The 24,962-nt window shown below is 31.5% G+C and carries 32 protein-coding genes; 19 read left to right on the top strand and 13 right to left on the bottom strand.

Features of this window, described 5'->3' with window-relative positions:
• Window positions 1–48: 48 nt before the first annotated feature.
• The 4 genes from M9Q43_RS06595 to M9Q43_RS06580 form a co-directional block, all read right to left on the bottom strand.
• Window positions 49–900 carry a hypothetical protein gene (locus M9Q43_RS06595; RefSeq protein ID WP_262318163.1) on the bottom strand — a complete coding sequence of 284 codons (852 nt, stop codon included), beginning with the start codon at window positions 898–900 and terminating at the stop codon, window positions 49–51.
• A 15-nt stretch (window positions 901–915) separates the two neighbouring features.
• Complete coding sequence (gene kdsA / locus M9Q43_RS06590) at window positions 916–1,734, bottom strand: 3-deoxy-8-phosphooctulonate synthase (protein WP_262318162.1); 819 nt, start codon at window positions 1,732–1,734, stop codon at window positions 916–918.
• A gap of 95 nt (window positions 1,735–1,829) precedes the next feature.
• A complete protein-coding gene (locus M9Q43_RS06585) occupies window positions 1,830–2,291 on the bottom strand; it encodes a 2-dehydro-3-deoxyphosphooctonate aldolase (RefSeq protein WP_262318161.1) in 462 nt (153 codons plus the stop codon).
• A gap of 1 nt (window position 2,292) precedes the next feature.
• On the bottom strand, window positions 2,293–2,796 hold the full coding sequence (locus M9Q43_RS06580) for a DUF4199 domain-containing protein (RefSeq protein ID WP_262318160.1): 504 nt from the start codon (window positions 2,794–2,796) through the stop codon (window positions 2,293–2,295).
• 102 nt (window positions 2,797–2,898) lie between these two features.
• Between M9Q43_RS06580 and M9Q43_RS06575 the strand changes: the two genes are divergently transcribed.
• From M9Q43_RS06575 to M9Q43_RS06560, 4 genes are all read left to right on the top strand, one after another.
• Window positions 2,899–3,465 carry a YeeE/YedE family protein gene (locus M9Q43_RS06575; RefSeq protein WP_262318159.1) on the top strand — a complete coding sequence of 189 codons (567 nt, stop codon included), beginning with the start codon at window positions 2,899–2,901 and terminating at the stop codon, window positions 3,463–3,465.
• A gap of 2 nt (window positions 3,466–3,467) precedes the next feature.
• On the top strand, window positions 3,468–3,881 hold the full coding sequence (locus tag M9Q43_RS06570) for a YeeE/YedE family protein (RefSeq protein WP_262318158.1): 414 nt from the start codon (window positions 3,468–3,470) through the stop codon (window positions 3,879–3,881).
• A gap of 82 nt (window positions 3,882–3,963) precedes the next feature.
• On the top strand, window positions 3,964–4,230 hold the full coding sequence (locus tag M9Q43_RS06565; RefSeq protein WP_262318157.1) for a heavy-metal-associated domain-containing protein: 267 nt from the start codon (window positions 3,964–3,966) through the stop codon (window positions 4,228–4,230).
• 140 nt (window positions 4,231–4,370) lie between these two features.
• Window positions 4,371–4,778: a lipocalin-like domain-containing protein gene (locus tag M9Q43_RS06560; protein WP_262318156.1), complete on the top strand. Its 408-nt coding sequence runs from the start codon at window positions 4,371–4,373 to the stop codon at window positions 4,776–4,778.
• Between the two features lie 32 nt (window positions 4,779–4,810).
• On the opposite strand, the gene M9Q43_RS06555 is transcribed toward M9Q43_RS06560, so the two are convergent.
• Both M9Q43_RS06555 and prmA read right to left on the bottom strand, forming a co-directional pair.
• On the bottom strand, window positions 4,811–5,086 hold the full coding sequence (locus M9Q43_RS06555) for an ATP-dependent Clp protease adaptor ClpS (protein WP_153201712.1): 276 nt from the start codon (window positions 5,084–5,086) through the stop codon (window positions 4,811–4,813).
• Window positions 5,087–5,223: 137 nt separating this feature from the next.
• Window positions 5,224–6,057: a 50S ribosomal protein L11 methyltransferase gene (prmA, locus tag M9Q43_RS06550; RefSeq protein WP_262318155.1), complete on the bottom strand. Its 834-nt coding sequence runs from the start codon at window positions 6,055–6,057 to the stop codon at window positions 5,224–5,226.
• Window positions 6,058–6,148: 91 nt separating this feature from the next.
• On the opposite strand from prmA, the gene M9Q43_RS06545 reads away from it, so the two are divergent.
• The 4 genes from M9Q43_RS06545 (at window position 6,149) to ygiD (ending at window position 9,558) form a co-directional block, all read left to right on the top strand.
• Complete coding sequence (locus tag M9Q43_RS06545; RefSeq protein WP_262318154.1) at window positions 6,149–7,366, top strand: OprO/OprP family phosphate-selective porin; 1,218 nt, start codon at window positions 6,149–6,151, stop codon at window positions 7,364–7,366.
• 125 nt (window positions 7,367–7,491) lie between these two features.
• On the top strand, window positions 7,492–8,328 hold the full coding sequence (locus M9Q43_RS06540) for a CvfB family protein (RefSeq protein ID WP_262318153.1): 837 nt from the start codon (window positions 7,492–7,494) through the stop codon (window positions 8,326–8,328).
• Between the two features lie 52 nt (window positions 8,329–8,380).
• Window positions 8,381–8,614, top strand: a complete 234-nt coding sequence (locus M9Q43_RS06535) for a hypothetical protein (protein WP_262318152.1) — start codon at window positions 8,381–8,383, stop codon at window positions 8,612–8,614.
• Window positions 8,615–8,724: 110 nt separating this feature from the next.
• Window positions 8,725–9,558, top strand: coding sequence for a 4,5-DOPA-extradiol-dioxygenase (gene ygiD, locus M9Q43_RS06530; RefSeq protein WP_456298727.1), 834 nt, complete (start codon window positions 8,725–8,727; stop codon window positions 9,556–9,558).
• On the opposite strand, the gene M9Q43_RS06525 is transcribed toward ygiD, so the two are convergent.
• From M9Q43_RS06525 to M9Q43_RS06515, 3 genes are read right to left on the bottom strand one after another with little or no spacing between them, the layout of a single operon-like run.
• On the bottom strand, window positions 9,559–10,740 hold the full coding sequence (locus M9Q43_RS06525) for a serine hydrolase domain-containing protein (RefSeq protein ID WP_262318150.1): 1,182 nt from the start codon (window positions 10,738–10,740) through the stop codon (window positions 9,559–9,561).
• Complete coding sequence (locus M9Q43_RS06520; protein ID WP_262318149.1) at window positions 10,730–11,176, bottom strand: PH domain-containing protein; 447 nt, start codon at window positions 11,174–11,176, stop codon at window positions 10,730–10,732. Before M9Q43_RS06520 ends, M9Q43_RS06525 begins: the two co-directional genes overlap by 11 nt.
• A gap of 1 nt (window position 11,177) precedes the next feature.
• Window positions 11,178–12,296, bottom strand: a complete 1,119-nt coding sequence (locus tag M9Q43_RS06515) for a C1 family peptidase (RefSeq protein WP_262318148.1) — start codon at window positions 12,294–12,296, stop codon at window positions 11,178–11,180.
• A 118-nt stretch (window positions 12,297–12,414) separates the two neighbouring features.
• Here M9Q43_RS06515 and M9Q43_RS06510 point away from each other — a divergent pair, with 118 nt between their 5' ends.
• The 9 genes from M9Q43_RS06510 (at window position 12,415) to M9Q43_RS06470 (ending at window position 20,576) form a co-directional block, all read left to right on the top strand.
• Window positions 12,415–12,783, top strand: a complete 369-nt coding sequence (locus M9Q43_RS06510; protein ID WP_008257848.1) for a four helix bundle protein — start codon at window positions 12,415–12,417, stop codon at window positions 12,781–12,783.
• A gap of 75 nt (window positions 12,784–12,858) precedes the next feature.
• Entirely contained in the window at window positions 12,859–13,698 is an 840-nt protein-coding gene (locus M9Q43_RS06505) for a 1,4-dihydroxy-2-naphthoyl-CoA synthase (RefSeq protein ID WP_262318147.1), read from the top strand.
• A 56-nt stretch (window positions 13,699–13,754) separates the two neighbouring features.
• Window positions 13,755–14,333 carry a PH domain-containing protein gene (locus tag M9Q43_RS06500; RefSeq protein ID WP_262318146.1) on the top strand — a complete coding sequence of 193 codons (579 nt, stop codon included), beginning with the start codon at window positions 13,755–13,757 and terminating at the stop codon, window positions 14,331–14,333.
• On the top strand, window positions 14,326–15,828 hold the full coding sequence (locus M9Q43_RS06495; RefSeq protein WP_262318145.1) for a PH domain-containing protein: 1,503 nt from the start codon (window positions 14,326–14,328) through the stop codon (window positions 15,826–15,828). The genes M9Q43_RS06500 and M9Q43_RS06495 overlap by 8 nt, the downstream gene beginning before the upstream one ends.
• A 132-nt stretch (window positions 15,829–15,960) precedes the next feature.
• The gene (gene menA / locus M9Q43_RS06490; RefSeq protein ID WP_262318144.1) at window positions 15,961–16,851 is read left to right on the top strand and encodes a 1,4-dihydroxy-2-naphthoate octaprenyltransferase; all 891 of its coding nucleotides are present in this window, start codon (window positions 15,961–15,963) and stop codon (window positions 16,849–16,851) included.
• A gap of 38 nt (window positions 16,852–16,889) precedes the next feature.
• Window positions 16,890–17,567 (top strand): metal-dependent hydrolase, encoded by a 678-nt coding sequence (locus M9Q43_RS06485; RefSeq protein WP_262318143.1) that lies wholly within the window; start codon window positions 16,890–16,892, stop codon window positions 17,565–17,567.
• A gap of 136 nt (window positions 17,568–17,703) precedes the next feature.
• Window positions 17,704–18,900, top strand: a complete 1,197-nt coding sequence (locus M9Q43_RS06480; RefSeq protein WP_262318142.1) for a tetratricopeptide repeat protein — start codon at window positions 17,704–17,706, stop codon at window positions 18,898–18,900.
• Between the two features lie 7 nt (window positions 18,901–18,907).
• Complete coding sequence (locus M9Q43_RS06475; RefSeq protein WP_262318141.1) at window positions 18,908–19,480, top strand: TPM domain-containing protein; 573 nt, start codon at window positions 18,908–18,910, stop codon at window positions 19,478–19,480.
• A gap of 40 nt (window positions 19,481–19,520) precedes the next feature.
• The gene (locus M9Q43_RS06470) at window positions 19,521–20,576 is read left to right on the top strand and encodes an o-succinylbenzoate synthase (RefSeq protein ID WP_262318140.1); all 1,056 of its coding nucleotides are present in this window, start codon (window positions 19,521–19,523) and stop codon (window positions 20,574–20,576) included.
• 38 nt (window positions 20,577–20,614) lie between these two features.
• On the opposite strand, the gene M9Q43_RS06465 is transcribed toward M9Q43_RS06470, so the two are convergent.
• Complete coding sequence (locus M9Q43_RS06465; RefSeq protein WP_262318139.1) at window positions 20,615–20,869, bottom strand: hypothetical protein; 255 nt, start codon at window positions 20,867–20,869, stop codon at window positions 20,615–20,617.
• 153 nt (window positions 20,870–21,022) lie between these two features.
• Here M9Q43_RS06465 and miaE point away from each other — a divergent pair, with 153 nt between their 5' ends.
• Window positions 21,023–21,604: a tRNA-(ms[2]io[6]A)-hydroxylase gene (miaE, locus tag M9Q43_RS06460; protein ID WP_262318138.1), complete on the top strand. Its 582-nt coding sequence runs from the start codon at window positions 21,023–21,025 to the stop codon at window positions 21,602–21,604.
• 171 nt (window positions 21,605–21,775) lie between these two features.
• Here miaE and M9Q43_RS06455 read toward each other — a convergent pair whose 3' ends face one another.
• Complete coding sequence (locus M9Q43_RS06455) at window positions 21,776–22,990, bottom strand: glycosyltransferase family 4 protein (RefSeq protein ID WP_262318137.1); 1,215 nt, start codon at window positions 22,988–22,990, stop codon at window positions 21,776–21,778.
• Window positions 22,991–23,091: 101 nt separating this feature from the next.
• Here M9Q43_RS06455 and M9Q43_RS06450 point away from each other — a divergent pair, with 101 nt between their 5' ends.
• Window positions 23,092–23,604, top strand: coding sequence for an NUDIX hydrolase (locus M9Q43_RS06450; protein ID WP_262318136.1), 513 nt, complete (start codon window positions 23,092–23,094; stop codon window positions 23,602–23,604).
• On the opposite strand, the gene M9Q43_RS06445 is transcribed toward M9Q43_RS06450, so the two are convergent.
• Together M9Q43_RS06445 and M9Q43_RS06440 are read right to left on the bottom strand one after the other, a co-directional pair.
• Window positions 23,601–24,209, bottom strand: a complete 609-nt coding sequence (locus M9Q43_RS06445; RefSeq protein WP_262318135.1) for a YkgJ family cysteine cluster protein — start codon at window positions 24,207–24,209, stop codon at window positions 23,601–23,603. The two genes, M9Q43_RS06450 and M9Q43_RS06445, sit on opposite strands and share 4 nt — an antisense overlap.
• 81 nt (window positions 24,210–24,290) lie before the next feature.
• A complete protein-coding gene (locus tag M9Q43_RS06440; protein ID WP_262318134.1) occupies window positions 24,291–24,905 on the bottom strand; it encodes a YkgJ family cysteine cluster protein in 615 nt (204 codons plus the stop codon).
• Window positions 24,906–24,962 lie beyond the last annotated feature (57 nt).

Below are 24,962 nucleotides of genomic sequence, written 5' to 3'. Positions count from 1 at the left end.
AATCACGAACTCGTTCAGAATCCGTGATTTGTATAGTAATCAATTTGATTACAATCTAAAAATTCCGCCAACCGCTATGATGCGTTGGAAAAACCAAAAATTTTGTTCGGCAGAATCTGCTTTATCTTTTGTAGTTCTAATGTCATTCATTTCGATATAGCCACCTTTTAATTCGGTTTGAATAAAGAAATATTTAAAAAAAGTAAAATTCAATCCTACTTTTGCTGAAAGACCATAACCAGATATATGAAACTCATCGTATCTGTCTTTTCCTAATAAAGTTGTATTTGTTTTAGGATATAAAAATCCTCCTCCAATTCCTTCAGTTAAATTGATTTGAAATTTATCGGTATTTGGTAATCCAATTAAGCCAGATATATCATCTACACGAGAAATCTCTGTGTTTATATAGTTTAAACCATCGGTATGTTCAAATAATAAGAAATCTTCGGTTAACAACAATTCATCATCTGATATTGTTTCTCCAAATGTATTATTTCCTTCTTCTGGATAATATCCTGAATAATCAACCCTTCTATCATTATACATCACGTATTTCATATGATCCAAACCAATAGAAATGTTGTAATGGTCATTAATGAAATACCCAATTCTTAAATTGGTTTGTGGAATAGTCATTCGTGCAGGATTTACATAATCAATATGATATCCTTTTGGTTTGTCATGTGCCGAAACATTGTAAATGGTAAAATCGTAATCAGCACCTTTAAAACGAATGTCTGATTTAGAATACGATTCGCGATTTCCACCCCAAAAAACATAAAATTTACCTTTGTTTTTACTCGTGTATTTTTCAGGATTTTCGACTGTTTCTTGCGAAAAGGTGTACTGTGAAAAAACACAAAAAGTTAGTACAACCATTAAAAATGGATGTTTCATTAAAATTATAAAATATTAAAATTGATTTACGGTTTTGCGAATAGCAACTAATTTAGTCATTAAGTTTTCGAAATAATCTAAGTGTAACATATTGGCTCCATCACTTTTTGCATTTGCAGGATCAAAATGTGTTTCAATGAAAATTCCGTCAACACCAACAGCAATTCCTGCTTTGGCAACGGTTTCAATCATATCTGGACGACCACCAGTAACACCAGTAGTTTGATTTGGTTGTTGTAACGAATGTGTTACATCTAAAACCGTAGTTGCAAAGTTTTGCATGGTAGGGATTCCTCTAAAATCTACAATCATGTCTTGATAGCCAAACATTGTTCCTCTATCGGTTACCATTACGTTTTCGTTTTGGCAATCTAATACTTTTTGAACGGCATGTTTCATGCTTTCCGGACTCATAAATTGGCCTTTTTTCAAGTTTACAGTTTTACCTGTATTAGCAGCTGCTACTACTAAATCAGTTTGACGCACAAGAAAGGCAGGAATTTGTAAAACATCAACATATTCAGCGGCCATTGCAGCATCTTCATTGGTGTGAATATCGGTTACAGTTGGTACACCAAATTCTTTTGATACTTTTTGTAAAATTTTTAATGCTTTTTCATCTCCAATTCCAGAAAAACTATCAATTCTTGAACGATTTGCTTTCTTGAAAGAACCTTTGAAAACGTAAGGAATTTGTAATTTATCGGTAACAGAAACTAATTTTTCAGCAATTCGCATAGCCATTTCTTCGCCTTCAATAGCGCAAGGACCAGCTAATAAGAAAAAATTACCACTATCTAAATGTTTGATTTGAGGTATGTTTTGTAAATTCATGTTGTGTTGATTTTGAAGTTGCAAAGATAAAAAGAAAAACCTTCTAAACAGCAGTTTAAAAGGTTACTTATGTTACACTTTATTTAAAAAGTTTTTTATTTATCACGTGTAGGAAGTTTTTTTATTGATAATCCTTTTGGACAAACTATTTTTCCCTTTTCAAACGTATTAAAATACATGGTTAATTTTTTTGTTGTACCTTCTAAGGTTACTTCATAAATTCCAATTGTTCCAGCGCCCATAGTGGTATTTTTTGTTGGAAAAGGGCAACAAGTATCCACTTTTTTGAAGCTAATTTTTTCACCATTTGGACCCTCTAACCCATTAAAATAGTATTCAATGTTTATGGCTTCTTGTTTTTCATTAATAAAGCCAATATTTACTGGATAATCTGGATCAAATCCATATTTACTATCTTCTGCATATTCTGTAATAACATATCTGTTATCAGTAAATGAAGGTCTTTTAGCAGAATTATCTACATTTTTTAAAGTGGATTCAGTACTTACACAACTGGTTAAAAATACTGCTGTAATTATAGAAAAAAAGTATTTCATTTTAATTTGATTTAATCGTTGAAACTGGTGTTTTTGGTTTTAAAATGTAAGCAACAATCGCGCCAATTACCACTCCAAAAGATAATCCACCCGAAATACTTTGCCAAATATAAGCTGTTAAATTAAAATAACTTTTTGCTTCTTCTAAGGTTAATCTTTTACTTTCTACCGAAAGCGCAATTAGTTTGTCGAAATAGTTTGGTGTAATGAATTCGTGGGTGATAAATTGTGTAATCGGACTAAATATTACAACAATAAAAGAAATAACAACACCAGATATAAATCCTTGTTTCCAACTCATTTCTCCGTTGTAATAGTTTTTCTTTTTATCACTTAAAGCTAAATAATACAATAGGAAGTTTGGAAAAATAATTAGCATCGTAAAAAACATTTGCCATTTAATTTTTTCATCATGAAATCCCAATTGTTTTTCTAATGTCATCCACGCCAAAAATATAATCGACATGATTATAGCCCATTTGATTTCTATTTTAAACTTTTTCATTTTGTAAGAGGTGTTTTGTTGCTTCAAAATTAGCCAAAATTGTAACAATTGTTACTAAAACCAATCTTAATTTCTATTTTTGTACAAAATTGCAAAAAAAATATGGAATTTATCTTCGGAACATGGCATTGGTCAATTTCTGGTTTTTTAATCGGAGTAACAATGCTTATTTTAACCTACTTTGGAAAAAACTTTGGAATGTCGTCTAACTTAAGAACGATGTGTTCTATGGCTGGAGCCGGAAAATTTAGCGACTTTTTTAAATTAGATTGGCGCGAACAAAAATGGAGTTTAGCAGTTGTTTTAGGAGCAATCGTTGGCGGATTTATTGCCTATCATTTTTTATCAAATGGAACAGGTGTTAATTTAAACCCAGAAACATTAACTCAATTACAAACTCTTGGTATTGAAGCGCCAAACGGGAAATTACTTCCTGATACTATTTTTAGTATTGAAACGTTACAAACACCAAAAGGATTTGCCGTTTTATTAATTGGCGGATTACTAATTGGTTTTGGAACACGTTATGCAGGTGGTTGTACATCTGGTCATGCTATTTCAGGGTTGAGTAATTTGCAATTACCATCATTAGTCGCAGTAATTGGATTTTTTATAGGCGGTTTATTGATGGCACATTATTTATTACCACTAATTTTTAAAGCAGCATAATTATGAAGTTAGCACGTTTTTTTCTAACCGGAATTTTTTTCGGAATTGTTTTAACTAAGGCAGAAGCTGTTTCTTGGTATCGTATTTACGAAATGTTTCATTTTCAATCGTTTCATATGTTTGGAATTATTGGAACGGCTCTTTTTACAGGAATTATAGGTTTACAAATCATTAAACGTAAAAAACTAAAAGATTTTAATGGTTTTCCAATTAAAATTATTGAAAAAGAACGAGGTTTTTGGCGTTATGTTTTTGGTGGAACACTTTTTGGATTAGGTTGGGCATTAGTAGGAAGTTGTCCAGGACCTATTTTTATTTTATTAGGGACAGGAACATATGCAATTGCAGTAGTACTAGTTGGAGCCTTATTAGGAACCTATATTTACGGGTTATTGAAAGATAAATTACCTCATTAAAGTTACGTTAAAGTAACAAAAGTTACGGTGTTTAGTTTGTAGATTTTGTAAATTTGTTATTCATAAAATATAATATCATATCATGAAAACTACATTATATATACAAAATTTGAAATGTGGCGGTTGTGCCAATACAATTACTAAAAATATTTCAACGCTTGATGCGATTACTGATGTTTCAGTAAATGTTGAAGAAAGTTGTGTTTCTTTTGTTTACACAACAGAAGAAAAACTTATTGAAGTTAAAGAAAAATTAAAAGCTTTGGGTTATCCAGAAGATGGAGAAGCGAATAGTTTAGGTTCAAAAGCCAAATCGTATGTGAGTTGTGCCATTGGAAAAATGAGTTAAATAGGAAGTCTCAATTTTATTAAGATTTTTTTTATAAATAACTTGAGTAAATTTTTTAAAATTTTGTTGGTGATTAAAAAAAATGTGTATTTTTGATCAACTATAAAAAGTAAATTATGAAAAAAAGAATTTTATTATTTGTGTCAATTGTATCACTTTCACTAGCTTTTAATTCATGTAGTAGTGATGATGATAGTGGAGCTAGTACTTCGGGAAATATTGTAGGTAAATGGATTTTTTTAAAACAAGGTGAGATATCTGGAGGAGAAGAAGTTTTATATCCTTATGAGAATTCTTGCTCCTCTGCAAATGATTTTACAGAATTATTCAGCAATGGAACATTAAGAGATGTATACTACAATTCAAGTTGTTCTGAGAGTGTTGATAATGCAACTTGGTCTAGAAGTGGAAATATGATTACAGTATCTTATGGTCCAGGTGAAAGTTCTACTTCTGAAATAATAGAATTAACATCAACAAAATTAAAAGTTAAATACTATGATGAAGTTGATGAAATTTATTATCTAACTGAGTTTGTTAGAGATTAAATAAAAAGTCCCGATTTATCGGGACTTTTTATTTATATAATTTCTGCACTTAATCCAGCATCTAATAATGCGGAACATTGCGGCTTAAGTTGGTCAATCGGACCCGTTTTAACCGTGCATTTGCCTTTATAATGTACTAATAAAGCACATTGCTCGGCTTGTAATTCATCGTGTTTGCAAACTCTTATTAATGTATCAATAACATGGTCAAATGTATTTACATCATCATTGTGTAACACAATTTCGTTATTTACACCAACAGCTTCAGCTACTAAAACTTCTTCTTGTACTTTTTCTATCGTGCTCATTTTCTTTACGTTTGAAAGTTCTTTACAAAAATACTGAATCAAATTCAAATTCAAAAATCAAATTCAAAATTCAAGTTCAATTTCAAAAATCAAATTCAAGATTTAAAAAAGTTAAACTCCCAACTTCCATCTCCTAACTATTTCACAAATTTCAATGCAACCCAATTGTTACGTTCAAATTGTTTTAGATAGGTCAATCCTTTTGACGTACAACTTTCTGAAATTACTGGGATATCTTCTGTGTAAAAACCGCTTAAAAATAAAATTCCGTTTTCGTTTAAACAATCTACATATTGTTGCATATCGTTTAATAAAATATTACGATTAATGTTTGCAATAATAATGTCGTATTTTTTACCAACTAATAAAGAAGCATCACCTTCGTAAACCGAAATATGCTTGCAATTATTACGTTCTGCATTTTCAATTGAGTTTAAATAGCACCAATTGTCAATATCAATAGCATCGATTGGTTGAGCACCTTTCATTTCAGCTAAAATGGCTAAAATGGCAGTTCCGCACCCCATATCTAAGGTTTTTTTATTCGTAAAATCGGTTTCCAAAATATGTTGAATCATCATGTGAGTGGTTTCATGATGACCTGTTCCAAAACTCATTTTTGGTTCAATTACAATATCGTATTCAGCATTTGTTTTTTCGTGAAATGGCGCTCTCACATGACATTTTCCGTCTACTTCAATCGCTTCAAAGTTTTTTTCCCATTCTTCATTCCAATTCACTTGCTCAATTTCCTCAAAAGTATAATCGATTTTAAATTCTGGATTATCTAAGATCTGAATATCTTCTAGAATAGTTTCGCTCCACAAATCTTTCTGAACATAAGCAGAAATCCCTGTTTCAGTTTCAATAAAACTTTCAAAAGCTTTTTCTCCTAATTCAGCAATTAAAATTTCGCTACCTAATTCAATAGGTTCTATTGTAAAGTGATATCCAATGTATATATTTGACATAACATTAATTTTTTGCAAAGGTAATATTTACTTAACATACTTAACATTGATTTGATGTTAAGTTTGCACAAAATATACAACAACATAACAAATGAAAAAATTAGTAACCTTTTTATTGCTTGTAACTACTGCAATTACTGTAGCTCAAGACATAAAAGTAACCACAAAAGACAACGATTTAAAGTTGGCTGCACTTCCATATTATAGCTATGGAAAAGGATTAGGAATAACCTCGCCAGATAGTTTATTTCAATTAAATATTCGTTTTAGAATGCAAAATCGTGTTACATTTATTCAAAATGAGGACGAAGATGCTGCTTATTCAGGAGAAATTAGACGTTTACGTTTGCGTTTTGATGGATATGTAGGTAATCCACACTTTTTATATGTAATTCAATTGTCGTTTGCACCAGGTGATGTGGGCGAAATTCAAGATGGAGAAAATATCAATATTATTCGTGATGCTGCTGTTTTTTATCGTCCAAATAAACATTGGAGTTTTCTTTTTGGGCAAACCAAATTACCAGGAAATCGTCAACGTGTAAATTCATCAGGAGCTTTACAATTGACCGATAGAAGTATTAATAATGCTCGTTTCACCATTGATAGAGATTTTGGTTTTCAAGCGTATTATTTAAACGAAAACAAAGATAAATTTTCATACAATGTAAAAACGGCAGTAACTACTGGAGAAGGAAGAAACTGGACAAAATCTGCTGATGATGGAGTAGCCTTAACTGGAAAATTAGAGTTAATGCCTTTTGGTTCGTTTAAAAAAGATGGAACAAATTTTGAAGGAGACGTTGCTCGTGAAGAAAAACCAAGATTGTTATTATCTGGAGCTTTTCATCAAAATAACTTAGCAAGAAGAACACAAGGTCAACTAGGTGGCGATTTATTCGAACAAAAAACAATGAAATCGGTATTGTTAGATGCGATGTTCAAATATAATGGTTGGGCTTTTATGTCGAGTTATATGTCTCGTTCAGCGAAAGATCCAATTGCTTTTAATCCAGATGACATTACAGAGTTTAATTATGTGCCAGTAGGAAGTGGAATGGACTATCAATTAAGTTATGTTTTTCCAACAAACTACGAAATCATTGGTCGTTTTTCTACTCAAAAAATGCATGAAGATATTCAAGCATTAACTCCTGATTCTAAGCAATATTCGTTAGGTGTTACTAAATATTTATGGGAGCATGCTTTTAAATTACAAGGTGAAGTTACGTTAAGTGATTTGAATTATTTCGACGGAAGTAACAAACAAAATTGGTATGTTCGTTTTCAATTAGAAATCGGAATCTAAGTTTTAGAAAATATAACATAAAACCACAAGTCAGTAATTGATTTGTGGTTTTTTCATTTTCTGGATTTCCGATTTCTAAATTCTAATTTTTAAAATGCTTACCTTTGCACTTTATTTATTTTATTATGTTACATATAGGAGAGTTCAATACGTTAAAAATATTAAGAGATACTAAAGTTGGTTTGTTTTTAGGAAGTGAAGAAACACAAGAAGATGATGTTTTATTGCCGAATAAATATGTACCGAAAGAATTTTCTATTGGAGATGATTTAACTGTATTTATCTATCTTGACCATGAAGAACGTCCTGTGGCAACTACGCTTAAACCCTATATCAAACTGAATGAATTTGCGCATTTAAAAGTAAATTACATGAATCAGTTTGGTGCTTTTTTAGATTGGGGTTTAGAGAAAGATTTATTTGTTCCGTTTAAAGAGCAAGCCCGACCGATGGAAGTTGGAAAACGTTATTTGGTTTACATGCACATGGACGAAAAAACGAATCGTTTGGTAGCTTCAAGTAGAACGAACAAGTATTTGACGAATGAAAATGTTGATTTGGAACCCAATGAAGAAGTAAATATCTTAATTTCTCATATTACCGATGGTGGAATCAATGTTATCATCAATCAGAAATACAAAGGTTTAGCTTATAAAAATGAAGTATACACGGATGTAAAACCTGGAATGAAAACCATTGGTTACATCAAAAACATTCGTCCTGATGGGAAAATTGATGTCTTACTTCGTAAAGTTGGAGTAGAAGCAATAGAACCTTCATCTCAAATTATTTTAGACGAATTAAAAGCCAATCGTGGTTTCTTGCGATTGACTGATAATTCGCATCCAGAAGACATTAAAACGGTGTTGAAAATGAGTAAGAAGAATTTCAAAAAAGCCGTTGGAAATTTATACAAACAACAATTAATCGAAATCAAAGAAGACGGAATTTATTTGGTTTAGGATGTCAACAAAAAATAAGGTATATCTTTTACTTAGTATTGTCGTTCTATTAATGACATTCGTTGGTATTTTTCAAAATTTTGAAACCATTCATTTTATTGGTTTTGAAACCGAAATCATTTGGATTCCTATTTGGATAGCTGTTGTGATTTTACCACTTTTAAATTTATATGAAATTGCTATAAATACGGATGATTATAGCAAGTATTATTGGTTAGCTCTTTTAATTAATTTAATTTCTATTTTCTTCATTTTGAGATATTTCAAAATAGAATTGCTTTCCTAATTTTTTCCTAAATAAGTATTTCGTATTCTTTTTATCACTAAATTTGTATATACAAATATTAGTTTATGAATCGCAAGAATTTCATAACATTACTTTCAGGAGGAATCGCTATGGCAAGTATACAACCGTTCTATGATTGGACAAAAGGATTAGGAGAAGAAGAGGAGAAGATGCCCGTTTTATTCATCGGACATGGTTCGCCTATGAATGCCATTGAAGATAATGAGTTTTCAAAACGTTGGCAGCAAATGGGAAAAGAAATTCGAACACCAAAAGCAGTTGTAGTAGTTTCAGCACATTGGTTAACGAAAGGTACAATGGTAACAGCAATGCCAAATCCAAAAACAATTCACGATTTTGGAGGTTTCCCGCAAGTATTGTTTGATGTGCAATATCCAGCGCCTGGAAATCCTGAATTAGCGACAGAAATTCAAAAATTAATTACGAATCCAGCCGTAGAATTAGACCACGACTGGGGATTAGATCACGGAACTTGGTCGGTAGTTAAACATATGTATCCAAATGCAGATATTCCAGTTTTACAATTAAGTATCGATTATTATAAACCAGCAGCTTATCATTATGAATTAGCAAAACAATTACTTTCACTTCGTAAAAAAGGAGTTCTAATTATCGGAAGTGGTAATATGGTGCATAATTTACGAATGGTAGCTTGGGATAAATTAAACGAATCCGAATACGGATTTGATTGGGCTTTAGAAATGAATGATATCTTCAAAAATAAAATTTCAAATGGTTTTCATAAAGAATTAATTCAATACGAAAAACTAAACAAATCAGCTACATTAGCCATTCCGTCTCCAGATCATTATTATCCATTACTCTACATTTTGGCATTACAAACCGATAATGATAAAGTAGAATTCTTTAACGACAAAGCTGTTGGTGGTTCGTTAACGATGACTTCAGTGAAAATAGGTTAACTATTCGCCTTCTTCGTCATTAAATTTAAACGGATAATCGCCAAATTTTGGTGCTAATCTCTTTGTTTGATAAGGTTTTCTTGTGAATTTATTAGAAATCGCAATTATCGTAACCGAATCTTTTACCAATGTAACATAAGATGAAGTATTTCCATGCCACCAACCATTGTGGAAGAAATACTGTTGTCCAGTTTCAAATTCTAACATACGAATTCCTAAACCATAATTTCTGGTTCCTTTACGTTCGTAGCTATACCCTTTGAACATTTCGGCTTTCATGGCTGCGCTCAAAAATTTATCAGAATACAAAGCCAAATCAAATTGCAGTAAATCTCGAGGTGTTGAGTAGATATTTTTATCGCCATACACTTGGTCTAAATATTCAAAAGCTAATCGTAAATAATTGTTTTTATAAGACTGACTCACGCTGCCTTGTTTTGTTAAATCATCAAAAACAAAAGTGTTTTTCATTCCTAAAGGATCAAAAATTAATTCTTGAAGCACTTGTGGATAAGTCTTTTTCTCGACTTTTTCAATGATTAAAGCCAATAAAGCATAATTGGTGTTACAATACCCAAAACGAGTTCCTGGCGTTGATTCTAAGCCAATATTTTTAGTAGCTAAAAGAGTTAAAACATCTTGATTGGTTAGCGTTTTCTTTTTATCCCAAACGCCTTTATCATCGGTAAAATAGGCGTAATTTCGTAACCCACTTCTGTGATTTAACAACATTCTCACGGTTGTTTTTTCGTGTGGAAATTCAGGTAAAATAGAAGTTACTAAATCGTCTAACTTTAGTTTTTTTGCATCAACTAATTTTAAAATAGTTACAGCTGTTATTACTTTACTAACAGATGCAATGTGCAAAGGTGTATTTTGTTTGATAGAATCTCCTTTTTCTTTGTAGGCATATCCACTGTAATTTTCATAAAGAATTTCGCCATTTTTTGCTACTAAAAATGACCCACTAAAATCTCTTGAATTAAATTTATCATTATAAAATGCTTCTAAATCATCAGCTGTTTTTTTCTTGTAAACGGTTGTTAGCGGAGTAAAGTTAACCGCAAATTCAGAAACATTTCCATCCATATCTTTAACCGTAGACTCTTTTGCTTTGTCTGGTTTTTCTTGGCAACTTGTAATAAATAATAATAAACTTATGGTGAGTAATTTATAAAACATAGGGGTTGTTCTTGATCGTAATATTTTGATTTAGGCGTTGCAATGTAGCAATAAATTCTTCCTGTTTTTCAGGTGAAATGTAAATGTCATCATATTTGTTATATGTAATAATTAATCCAATATGACTCAATGCTGGTTTCCAAATGGTTGGCACATAAATTCCTTTGTGATATTCAATTTTGTTGATTTTAGTTATATCGATTTTACCATTAAAAGGACCCGATTTCCAATGTAAATACGTGTTTTCAATCTTGTAAAAAGTAGTTTTGTACGTCCAAATCAAGAATAAAATCACTAAGAAATGTATCGAAAATAGCACTAAAAAAGGCTCGTAAGAATCCTCAAAAAAAGCAGGAATTGTTAAGAGTAATAAAAATAATATTACCCCAACATAAATATACTTATTCAATTTACTTACCGCCGATTTAAAAATCATATTATAATCCTAATTTCTTCTTAGTCTCTTTTTGAATTCCATCTTTATGAACCAAAACAGAAATAGCTTTTAATTTCATATAAGGCACACTCATGTATACATATCCTCCGTTAGCCACTTTTTTTTCGTCGCTTCCCCAAGAATTTTTTACTTTGTAATACGTATTTCCTTTTTGATCTTTTACTTTTCCAACAATGTGCATTAAATGGTCGTCAGTGGTAGATAAATTTTCAAATTCTTGTTGGCGATATTCTGGTGTGATATTTTTTTCAATGATAATTTCGGCTAAACCAGTTTTAGTATCTTCTTCTTTTTCTGGAACAAAAGCCACTCCATATTTTCCTGAAAATGTTGCTTCCGAAACATCACAATCTAATGAAAGCGAATAGCCGTTTGCTAATGCATTGTCAATGTTGGTAATAAATTCGTCTAATGGCAAATTATACATACCTCCGTTTGAAAAATTATCAGGAATGTTCAAAATGAACGGTTTGTAATTCGCTTCGTGAGTAAACGAAGTCAAGGTGATATAATTTTCAGGCTTAATTTTAGCAAATTCAGCAAATGATTTCGGAGTGTAATTTTTGCCTTCGTATTCAAATTTTGTTGGAATACTTCCCAGATAAATATCCAAAACAGCATTAACCGCTTGTTTCCAATTTTTAGATAATTTACCACTTGGATTCGATACATACGTTTTTAACATCGCTTCTAAAACTGCAACCATTTCTGCATGGTTATGTTTGCTGGCGTCATCATTTAATCCATCATAAATGCTATTAGGAACTAATCCGTATTTTGTTACACTAGTAATTACATCATGAGCCAAAGCACCTTCACTAAAATTCGCTTTTCCTTGACGCAAAACATAGTTTTCAGCTTTTAATGGATAAGTAGTTCTTGCTTGATACATTTCAGAAAGGTCGATTTTCTTACCCGTTAAGCGAATAATTTCCGATTCTAAAAACGAAGAAGTAGAGAAACTCCAACACGTTCCCGTTATGTCTTGAGAGATGACAGGTAAACATTCCACATCATTAACTTTCTGAAATTCATAGTTTTGAGCCGTAGCTGTAAAAAAGGATGTACTCAGTAGGAATCCTACATATATTTTTTTCATGTGACTTATTGTTTTGAACTTGCAATATAATGCAAAAAATGAATTATTTTTACCAAAACAAATACAAAAATAAAAGGCAAGTTCAAATTCAATTTTAAAAGAAAATATCAAGACATTCATGGAATTAAACGAACCAACAGAAAGAATATTCAATTTAGATGAAAGATTAGTTAGATTTGCTGGAGAATCGATTTTCTTTGTCAGAAAATTAGCTAAGGCATATGAATTAGAATATTACAAAAATCAATTAATTCGTTCTTCTGGAAGTGCTTCTTTAAATTATGGTGAATCTCAAGGAACTATTACAGATAAAGATTACGTTTTTAAATTATCATTAGTTGTAAAAGAATTAAAAGAATCAAGAAATTCACTTCGAGTTTTAAATTACATTAAAGAAGGTGAAGAAAATGAAAGAAATTGGCTTTTGTCAGAAGTAGAAGAATTAATTGCTATTACATCAAGAATGATGTTAAATAAATTGAAATAATTTTTTTAAACACAATACTTTTGAAATTGAACTTGAATTTGCCCTTGCACTTGAAAATAAAATAAATTTAAAATTATGAGCACAATCAACTGGAAAACTGTAAAAGAATTTGAAGATATAACCTATAAAAAATGCGATGGCGTTGCCCGAATTGCTTTCAACCGACCTGATGTTAGAAACGCCTTTCGTCCGAAAACTACCAAAGAATTAATCGAAGCATTTTACGATGCACAAGAAGATACATCAATTGGAGTAGTATTGCTTTCTGCGGAAGGACCAAGTTCTAAAGACGGCATTTGGAGTTTTTGTAGTGGTGGCGACCAAAAAGCGCGTGGACACCAAGGTTATGTTGGTGAAGATGGTTACCACAGATTGAATATTTTAGAAGTACAACGTATGATTCGTTTTATGCCAAAAGCTGTGATTTGTGTAGTTCCGGGTTGGGCTGTTGGTGGCGGACACTCGCTTCATGTAGTTTGTGATTTAACATTAGCAAGTAAAGAACACGCGATTTTCAAACAAACCGATGCAGATGTGACCAGTTTTGATGGTGGCTATGGTTCGGCTTATTTAGCTAAAATGGTAGGACAAAAGAAAGCCAGAGAAATCTTCTTCTTAGGCAGAAATTACTCAGCTCAAGATGCTTTTGAAATGGGAATGGTAAATGCAGTAATTCCTCATGCTGAGTTAGAAGATACGGCTTATGAATGGGCGCAAGAAATTCTAGCAAAATCACCAACATCAATTAAAATGCTAAAATTTGCTATGAATTTAACCGATGATGGCATGGTAGGTCAACAAGTTTTTGCAGGTGAAGCCACTCGTTTAGCGTATATGACAGACGAAGCAAAAGAAGGAAGAGATGCGTTCTTAGAAAAACGTAAACCAAATTTTGAAAAGAAATATTTACCGTAATTAGAAAATAGAACAAAGAGAAAAGAAGAAAGACAAGCCTTTAATAAACTATTTCTATGAATGAATTCACAAATAATCCTATCGACATTAACCAACTTCCTAAATTTGAAGAAGTGCAATTGAAAGGATTGAATCCCAAATATATTACGGTTTTACTTTTTAATTTTTCCTTGCTTTTAATTTTGGTGATTGGAGGATTTTCAACTTTGTTTTATTTCAAGGAGGAAGCTTTTTCAAATACAATCTGGATGGCAATTGTAGTAGGAATAGTTTTGTTTTTAGCAGGATTAGTAGTGTTTACGAAATTTAGTTTTCAGAAAAAAGGATATGCTTTCAGAGAACACGATGCTATTTATAAATCGGGATTAATTTCTGAAACTACAACGATTATTCCTTTTAATAGAGTACAACATGTGGCTTTACATCAAGGTTTTATCTCAAGAAAATTAGGATTAGCTTCAATCGAATTATTTACTGCTGGTGGTAGTAGTTCGGATTTAGAAATTCCGGGTTTGCTTTTAGCAGATGCGCAGCTTATTAAGAATTTGGTTTCCCAAAAAATCAATCCGCCTAAACAAGATGAGCCAATTGAAATAGCATCAACAGAAACTCCATTAACTGATGAGCATGAATAGATCTGTCGATTTTTCGCAACCACAACGTCAGTCGCTTCCGGGGATTTTGGTCATGTTTGCCAATTCCTTGCAGAAAACAGTTCGTGCTTTGTGGCCAATGTTGTTGATTTGGCTAGTAAAGTTTGATTCACTCAATAAAATTGTTTTTTTTGGAAGTGTTGCTGGAGTAGTAGTTTTGATTGGGATTATTTCATACTTACAATACTTATTTTTTACTTTTCATATCGATGAAGAAAATGGTGAGTTTGTTATTCAAAAAGGAGTATTGAATAAAACCAGAATCACGATTCAGTTGCATAAAATTCAGCAAGTTAACATCAATCAAAGTTTAATTCAACGTTTGGTAGGTGTTCATAAATTAGAAATTGATACTGCCGGAAGCGATAAAAAAGAAGCTTCTATTAGTGCTATTTCACATGATTTAGCCACTATTTTAAAAGAACGATTAATCAATCATTCGCAACAAGAAACGATTGTCGACTCTGAAAAAGTTGCTATTGAAGAAAGTCCAACTTCTTTCATCAAAATTGGTTTGTTGAGTTTGGTAAAGATTGGTTTTACATCGAATTATATTAAAAGTTTTGCTTTAATTTTTGTCTTTTTTACAACAATTATTGAAAATTTACAACAGTTAAACACAGATGTAATCAACGAAGATGAAGTAACTAATTATTTAGATGCATTGCCAAATATTACTTCATTTATGATAGTTGTAGGGATTTTTATTGTGCTTATTTTGATAGTAAACTTAATTCGCACCATTCTAAAATATTTTGATTTTACCATTCAAAAAAGCAAGCAAGCGATTGTATTATCTTACGGATTACTATCTACAAAAAATACATTACTAAATCCGAACAAAGTTCAAAAAGTTACCATTACTCAAAATTTCTTTCAGAAAAAACTCGATATCATCACTATTGGTATTCATCAAGCTTCAAGTGATGCAGAAAAAGTAAAAGAAAAAGATAAAATAGAAGTACCAGGTTGTACTCAATTAGAAAGTAATGAAATACTAAAATTACTGTTTGACAAACTTCCTCAAAAAGGAGCATTATTCTTGCCAAATTGGAGAAAATTAGCTGTGAATTTGTTTTTTTTACTCCTACTTCCAATTGTTATTTCGTTATTGGTAAAGCTAAATACCGATTTTTTTACTTGGAACGAATGGTTTATTTATAGTACAATTTTTACCCTTTTTTCTGGAGTTCTGATATGGTTTTCCTATAGAAATTACATGCTTTTTGTTTCCAATGATTTTATCATCAAGCAAAATGGTGCTTGGGATATCGATACCACAATTATAGAACCGTATAAAATACAAGCCATCGAAACCCAACAATTTTTTTGGCAAAAAACCACAAATATAGGTTCAGTTACCTTGTCAACAGCTGGCGGAAACATCAGTTTTTCAACAGGAAATTATACCGAAATTAAAAATTTAGTTAATTATTGGTTGTATCAAGTAGAAACTTCGGATAAGAATTGGATGTAAATGAGTTGGGAGCTGGAAGTTGGGAGATTTGTCATTCCGCCGAAGTAGGAATCTCCTATAAAATAGGCTAACTTTGAGCAAAGCGAAAAATAACAATCATACATTATACAACAATACAATATACATAAAAAAATGAAAAACTGGATACAAGCCGCGCGATTACGAACCTTACCACTTTCCGTTTCTGGAATAATTGTGGGAAGTGCTTATGCCAATTATCAAGGATTTTCCGATTGGAGAATTGTGGTTTTAGCGCTGTTAACTACGTTAGGATTACAAGTATTGTCCAATTATGCCAACGATTATGGTGATGGCGTAAAAGGAACAGATGTCAACAGAATAGGAGAAAAACGTTTAGTCGCAGCAGGAATAATCACCGCTAAGCAAATGAAAAAGGCAGTAATTATTACTGCAATTTTTACTTTCATAATTGCATTATTAATGATTTACATCGCTTTTGGAAAAGAAAATTTTGCTCTAAGTTTAATTTTTATCTTGTTAGGAATTGGTTCAATAGGTGCTGCTATTAAATATACTGTTGGAAAAAGTGCTTATGGCTACAGCGGTTTTGGGGATTTATTTGTGTTTATTTTCTTTGGATTGGTTTCGGTTGTGGGTTCTAATTTTTTGTTTACACATTTTATCGATTGGAAATTGTTTCTGCCTGCATCAGCCATCGGATTATTAAGCGTAGCTGTTCTAAATTTGAACAATATGCGCGATATTGAAAATGATAAAATTGCTGGAAAGAATACCTTGGTAGTGAAAATGGGATTGGAGAATGCTAAAAAATATCATTCATTATTATTGGTAATCCCTTTAATTGTAATGTTTGTATTTACTAAGTTGATAAATACATCTTACCTACCAATTCTTTTAGTTAATATATTTTTTATTAAGCACATTGGAACTGTTTACAAAGCAAATCAATATAAAGACTTCGATCCAGAACTTAAAAAAGTAGCATTAAGCACATTTGCATTAAGTATATTATTTTGGTTAACTTTAGTCTTTCTTAACTAATCACTAATTACTTTTTACTAATCACTAAAATAAATACTATGAAAATCACATTCTACGGACACGCTTGTATCGGAATTACAGTAAATGAGGTGAACATTTTAGTTGATCCATTTATTTCTGGTAACCCAAAAGCTTCTCATATTGACATCAATACGTTGGAAGCTGATTATATATTGCTCACGCACGCTCATCAAGACCATATTTTGGACGTAGAAGCAATCGCAAAACGAACTGACGCAGTAATTGTTTCTAATTATGAAATCGCTTCGCATTACGGAAATAAAGGATTCAATTACCATCCAATGAATCATGGTGGAAGTTGGGATTTTGAGTTTGGAACCGTTAAATATGTAATCGCACATCACACGTCTTCTTTTCCTGATGGAAGCTACGGAGGACAACCAGGCGGATTTGTTATTGAAGGTGAACGCAAAAATATCTACATCGCAGGTGACACCGCTTTAACAATGGATATGAAGCTAATTCCAATGCGAACTAAGTTGGATTTAGCAATTTTACCTATTGGAAGTAACTTTACAATGGATGTTGAAGATGCTATTATCGCTTCTGATTTTGTACAATGTGATAAAGTGTTGGGTTATCATTTTGATACGTTTGGTTATATTGAAATTAATCATGAAGAAGCCAAACGCAAATTTTTCGACAAAGGAAAAGATTTGATGTTATTAGAAATTGGGCAAAGTATTGAATTGTAAATTTGGTACAAAAATTGAATGGTAACTAAACACAATAGGTAAATAGTATTTTAAATTATGTTTTCTATGTAAAGTGTAACGCTTAAAAAACACACACAAAGTAGAACTATGATTCTATGTGTTTAAAAAAAATAAAATGAACAAACTATTATATTTCGTATTCGCCTTATTCTTTTCCACTTCGTTTTTTGCTCAAAAAGATGGGTTTTGGGATAAAGAACGTGCTACAACAAAAGAAATAACACTTTCTGCCGGAAAGCGAACATTAATTAAAACAGAAGATTTACCAGTTGGAACCACCGAATTTGTATACAGAATTACCGTTTTAGATGAAAATCAAAAACTAACTTCAAGTTTGGTTTCGGTATTAAAAGCCATTCCAGATCCAACCGGAATTAGTCAAGGAACAGCTGGAGCTATTCATTTAACTTCTGCAATTTCTGGCGATGATAAATGTACGTTTGCTTTGTTTCAAGAAGCAAATGCAGCAAATTTATTTTTGAAAGAAGGAAAAACGGATAGAGCTTGTTGGGAACAAAAGGAAAAAGTAAACAAAGACGCCAAGTTGATTTCGTCTTCCTCTTTATGTTTAACCAATTTGCCTAATTTATGGTTCGGATTTGAAAGTCAGAATTGGGTTATGAACCAAAAAATTGTCTTAGAAGTGGTGCCTTGGGTGGATTATAAAGCAAGTAGAGGTTGGACCAAACAAAACAAAAAAGAACTTGAAACAGAAATTTCAAGACTAGATTTTGTTAGTTCGCTTTCTAAAAGAGAAATTTTTTCTGGAGAATTTATAGATTTAATAATTGGAAAATATAAATACAAGGAATTTAAAGATTTATTGCCATCTGAAAAAGCAAATAGTATTCAAAATCTTGCGATTCAAGCAGTTCAAAACACCAAACAGATGAACGATTTTTTAGAATTTAAAAGAAAAACAGCTTGGGACTTTTATAAGAAAAACCAACATCAGAAAGCGATTGATTATATTATAAAAGAAATTGTAGATAACAAATGGGCACAAGCTAAAGATTACAGTGCTTTAGGAGATATTTATATAGAAACGAAACAATTTGTTAAGGCTAAGGAATCCTATTTTAAAGCGACTCAATTAGATAATAATCAACTTTGGTATCAGTTAAAATATGCAAATGCTTTAGTGTTTAATGAAGATATTTCTGAGGCTAAGGAAATACACAAAAAATACAAGAGTAACAATATTGATGTAAAAACCTCTTGGATTCAACAGGCTAAATTTGATATTGATTTTTATAAATCAAAAGGTTTGAATGTTGATGATTTCAAGAAAATATTACGAATTCTAGAATAATTTGCCAATGTCGAATTCAAGTGTGAAATTAACTTTTCAGATTTTAATTTTGTTTTTAGCTTTTTCAACGAAAGCTCAAGACACTACTTATACAACTAAAGTTGATAGTTTAAAAGCAAAATCAGTTGAAGTTTATAGACAAATATTTTGGGATAATTTACCAAAACCGCTCAATTGGACAAATGATTATGAAAATATTTTTTCTGACGATGAAGAAACTAAATTGAATCAAATTATAGCTGATTTTGAAAAAGAAACTACAGTTGAAATATCGATTGTAACGATAGATACTTTTAAAGTTTCTAAAGAAAAGTTTGAGGATTTGACGCTACATATTGCCAGAACTTGGGGTGCTGGAAAAAAAGAAAAATCGAATGGTATTTTAATCGCAATTTCTAAAGAACATAAGCAAATAAGAATTCAAAATGGTGATGGAATTGCCCTTGTTTTATCTGACGAAGAAACTGCAGAAATTCTTCAAAATCAATTCTTTCCTTATTTCAAAAAAGACGAATATTTTGAAGGAACTCAAGCTGGTTTATTGAAAATAATGGAGTTATTGAAAACTCGATTAAAATAAAACTTCTAAACTCATAAACACCTAAACTTTTAAACTAAAATTGAAAGCAACCTACAAAAAATATATCCTCAATTTCAAACGCCCAAGTGGCACTTCTCGTGGTATAATGACTGAGAAAGAAACTTGGTTTTTAATCTTGGAAGAAAACGGAAAAATTGGAATAGGTGAGTGTGGTATTTTACGATCACTTTCTATTGATGACCGACCGGATTATGAGGAAAAATTACAATGGGTTTGTCAAAATATTAATTTAGGAAAAGACCAACTTTGGGAAGGATTAATAGAATTTCCTTCGATTCAATTTGGAGTGGAAATAGCGTTTCTTTCCTTGCAATCTAAATCACTTTTCGAATTATTTCCTTCAGAATTTACGGAAGGCAAAAAGAATATGTTGATTAACGGTTTGGTTTGGATGGGCGAGGAGCAATTCATGAAAAGTCAAATCGAAGAAAAATTAGCGCAAGGATTTTCGTGTATTAAACTAAAAATAGGTGCTATTGATTTCGAGAAGGAATTAGGATTATTGCGATTTATTCGACAAAATTTTGATGCTAAAACCATTGAAATTCGAGTGGATGCTAACGGTGCTTTTAATTCAAATGAAGCTTTAAGTAAGTTGAATCAATTAAATGAATTTAAATTACATAGTATTGAGCAGCCTATTAAAGCTAATCAAATTCAAGAAATGAAATTACTATGTCAACAAACGCCTTTTCCAATCGCTTTAGATGAAGAATTAATTGGTGTTTTTGGAATAGAAAATAAACGAAAACTACTTGAAGAAATTCAACCACAATACATCATTTTAAAACCAAGTTTAGTTGGAGGTTTCAAAGGAACTTTAGAATGGATTGCTATTGCAGAAAGTCTAAATATCGGTTGGTGGATTACTTCTGCTTTGGAAAGTAATATTGGTTTAAATGCGATTACGCAATTTACATTTACACTTCAAAATCCATTGCCACAAGGTTTAGGAACTGGTGGTTTGTATACCAATAATTTTGATTGTCCGTTGGAAATTAAAAAGGGAAGAATTGTTTATAATCCAAATTTAGTATGGAATATTTCCAATTTAGTTTTAAATAAAAATGTCTAAATAGTAAAATATTTTTCTACTATTTAGACAAAATTGAGTTACTTTTTTTTCGCTTCAGCGCCATCTTTAGAAACTTCAACCTCGGTTTTACCATCTGAATATTCTACTCCATCAGAACTTACTTTTATTTTTGTTCCTTCATCTTCTTTTACCTCTGTAGGAGCAGTTGTAGTTGAATCTATTGTCGTTTGTTCGATTGTAATTTCATTTACTACTGGCTCTTTTGGTTCTTCTTTACAAGAAACAAAAAACATGATTGACAACGCGCTTACTGCTAAACTTAATTTTTTCATAGTATAGGGTTTTATTTATTTCTTACAAGGTAGTCAATTTAAGTGAGGGATTTCATTTTTAGGCATTTATATTTCATTTCAAAATTTCAAAACCTTTTATTTTTAGGAATAAAGAAGTAATTTTGTGCTTCAATCTATACTTAATTTTACTGAATGTTTCGTTTAAAATTACCAACCGACCCAAGATGGGCTAACATTGCTGAAGGAAATTTAGAAGAAATTCTAACTGATCACGCTTGGTGCGAACTTAAAGCGGCTTCCAATGCGATTATGTTAATCAATTTATTGCCTGAATTTACAGAGATTACAACGGAATTAACCAAAATTTCTAAAGAAGAACTAGATCATTTTGAGCAAGTTCATGAAATCATCAAAGCACGTGGTTGGGTTTTAGGACGCGAACGAAAAGACAGTTATGTAAACGATTTATTCAAGTTTATGAAACCCGGAAATCGCAAGCATTTAATAGTAGAACGCATGTTGTTTGCTGCTATGATTGAAGCCAGAAGTTGCGAACGTTTTAAAGTACTTTCCGACAATATTCAAGACAAAGAATTAGCTGTTTTTTATAGAGAATTAATGATTTCAGAAGCCAATCATTATACTTCTTTTTTACAATTTGCTCACGAATTAGCAGAAGAAGGTTACGACGTTAAAAAACGTTGGGAAGAATGGTTAGAATTTGAAGCAAAAGTGATTGAAAGCTACGGAAAATCGGAGACGATACATGGGTAGTTATTTGGTTTCAAGTTTCAGGTTTCAAGTTTTTGGAACACAGATTTAATAAATTTGAAATAATCTTTAAAATTTATATGAACTTGATTCAGCGTTAAGTTTACTTCTTTTTACTTATATGTTTTAAATTTTTGTCTCAATTTTAAATTTTAATTTTTGCTCTTGAACTTGCTACTTGTTCTTTGCTTCAATCCATTTACTCATATACTTGGTACTTTGTAAACTTTGGTGTTGCAAAACTTGTCCCAAGAAGTTTAGATTTCTATGCGTTTTTAAATCTTGTTGAAGTTCTTCAATTCTATTCATAAAATCAGTGGCAAATAATTCTTTTTTGAAACGTTTTTCAATGATTTCATAACCATTTTTTTGAGCGGTTTCCCAAAGCGATTTATTGGTATACAATTCGACTGCTTTTTTTACAAAATCATCTTCATCGGAAGTGATGAATCCATTCCAATCTAAATTTCCGTTCATTGCTTCGGCTCCCATTTTTGTGGTTATTGAAGGTAATCCCAATTGCATGGCTTCAAATAATTTGCCTTTCAAACCAGCTCCGTAGGGAATTGGTGCTAACAAAATTTTTGCTTTAGAATACACATCAGCGACACTTTCGGCTCTTCCTTTAATTAGAAAAGCTTCTTTTTCGTTGTGCAATTGTTTAGCTTTTTCCGAAACATAAGCGCCGTAAACATGAAGTTCTGCTTCAGGAAGTTGTTTTTTAATCGATTTCCAACATTTTTTTAAGGCTAAAACGGTTTGCCAATTGGGTTCGTGCAAAAAGTTACCAATGCTTACAAAATGATTTCGTTCTTCAAATTTTGGAACATTTGGATTAACTTCTTCTGATAAAAAAGGTAGATAAAACAAAAGAGAAGTATCAATTTTGAACGTTTCAGTTGCCAATTGCATTTCGTATTCAGAAATCAGTAATGTTAAATCGCATCTATAAATCGAAGCCATTTCGCGTTTAAAAACATCTGAAATATAATCTTCAAAAATTAACTCACGATTTTGTTTGAAAGCAACCTCTCTAGCTTTTCTCAAGAAATGTAAATCTTCTGTGTCTAAAATCCGTAAAGCATTCGGGCAATTTTCCATCACACGCCAACCGTATTGTTCTTCAATCATGAATCGATCAAAAAGGACAACATTTGGATTTAATGCTGCAATTTCTATATCAAAACTACTATCATTCAGTTGAATGGCTTTGGTTTTAACCGAAATCTGACTCAAATCAAACGAAAAATCGGATTTAGAAGCCGAACACAAAAATGTTATTTCATAACCTTGCTTTTGAAACAACGAAATGAGTTGCAACATTCTGCTTCCAGCTGCTGTTGAATTTGGTTCGGGCCAAACGGTTCCTATGATAACTAAATGCTTCATGTGACAAATATAGTTATATAGTTTTAGGTTTCAAGTTTCAGGTTCCAAGTTCAAATTGAAAATTTAAAAGTAAATTTGTACAATCACTAATCACTATAAAAATGACTTTTTTCAAATTTTGTCCAAGTTGTGCTTCAACTCATTTTACGTTTCCAGATAACCGTAGGTTTTTATGTGATGATTGTGGTTTTACGTATTATCATAACATAGCGGCCGCTGTAGCGATTGTTTTTACGTTTGAAGACAAAGTGTTGTTTACAGTGCGAAATGTTGATCCAGACAAAGGAAAATGGGATTTACCTGGAGGATTTATCGACCCAAATGAAACGGCAGAAGAAACCGCTTGTAGAGAAATCAAAGAAGAATTAGGAATAGAAATTTCAAATAGCGATTTAAAATATATAACCACTTCACCAAATAATTATTTGTACAAGAATGTTCCATATCGAACAATGGATATTTTTTATGAATGTGAATTAACTTCAGATGTTATTAAAATAGCAGCAGCAGACGAAATTCAGGAATTGATATGGGTAAAACGTTCGGAAATTGATTTGAATCAAATTGGTTTTATCTCGATTCGAAAAGTTATTGATGAAAAATATTTAGATTAAGCACAATTAAAATGTCCGTTTGGCATTGGACGATAGGCGTAATATTGCAATACTTCTTCGATAGCTAATTTGAGTGCTTTATTTATCGGAACAATTACATTTCCCAATTGAAAATCGATTTGCGATAGATTCATGTAGTAATCGGTGAAAATGGGAACTGGTAAGCCTTTGTTGATTAATTCGGTTGATTTATTATAATTTTCGGCTTGTCCTTCTTTGATAATTTTGCAAGTTGCCAATCGCAATTGACCATATTTATCGGTATTGGCTCCAAATCCAAAAAGGCGACAAATTAAACCTCGATATTGGTAACTGCTACAATTTCCTTTGTTTTTATCCAACAATGAAAGCGGATTATATATAAAGCATCGGTTTACTGACGATTTGTTTAGGGTGTTTAATACTTTTTCGGCTTCACCATTTAAAAATAAGTGAAAAGCCCAAGGTAAAAACTCTAATGGCGACGCATCAATTTCGGGATGATTACAGCATTTGCCACAGCCAGTAACGCAACTTAATTTAGTGTGTGATTGAAATTCTTTTATTTCAACATCCAAATTTTGGAATAATTCTTCTACCAAAACAACACGTTGCTCGATGGTCATAATTTTTTACCGAAGGTAGACTATAATTTGGTAGTTTGTTTGATTTGCCAGTTTTAATTCAACTAATTGAAAACAAATGGTTTATATGGTTTTTTTGTAATTATCAGGAAATGGTCTGTACGCATAATATTGCAAAACTTCTTCTAAAGCGGCTTTCATAGCTTTGTTTACTGGCAGAAAAACATTTCCAAGTTTAAAATCTATTTGCGAAAGTTGCATATAATATTCTGTAAAAATTGGCACAGATAAATCAGTATTTATAGCAATAGTGGCGTTTTCAAAATTTGTTGCTTGTCCTTCTTTGATGATATTACACGTTGCAATGCGTAATTTTCCGTATTTATCAGTTGTGGCACCAAAACCAAAAAGTCTGCAGATTAATCCTCGATATTGGTATGTACTGCAATTTCCGGATGTAAATTCTGCTAACGATTTTGGGCGATATAAAAAGCAAGTAGCTGTTCTGCTTTGTTCTAATTCTATTAGCGTTTCTTCAGCTTGACCATTTAAAAAAATATGAAAAGCCCAAGGTAAAAACTCAAGTGGCGAAGCATCAATTTCGGGTGTTGAGCAACATTTTCCGCAACCTGCAATACAACCCAATTTCGTTTCTTTTTGGAAATCTATAATTTCCACATCAAGATTTTGAAACAAGGTTTCAACTAATCTTACGCGATTTTCTATAGAATTATCCATGTTTTTTGTAGATTTACACTGAGTTAAGATATAAAAAAAAGCGTTCAAAAAGATTGA

The organism is Flavobacterium odoriferum, from assembly GCF_025499515.1.
Classification (GTDB): domain Bacteria; phylum Bacteroidota; class Bacteroidia; order Flavobacteriales; family Flavobacteriaceae; genus Flavobacterium; species Flavobacterium odoriferum.
The sequence above is the reverse complement of the archived record's forward strand: the minus strand, read 5'-3'. Positions and strand labels throughout refer to the sequence as shown.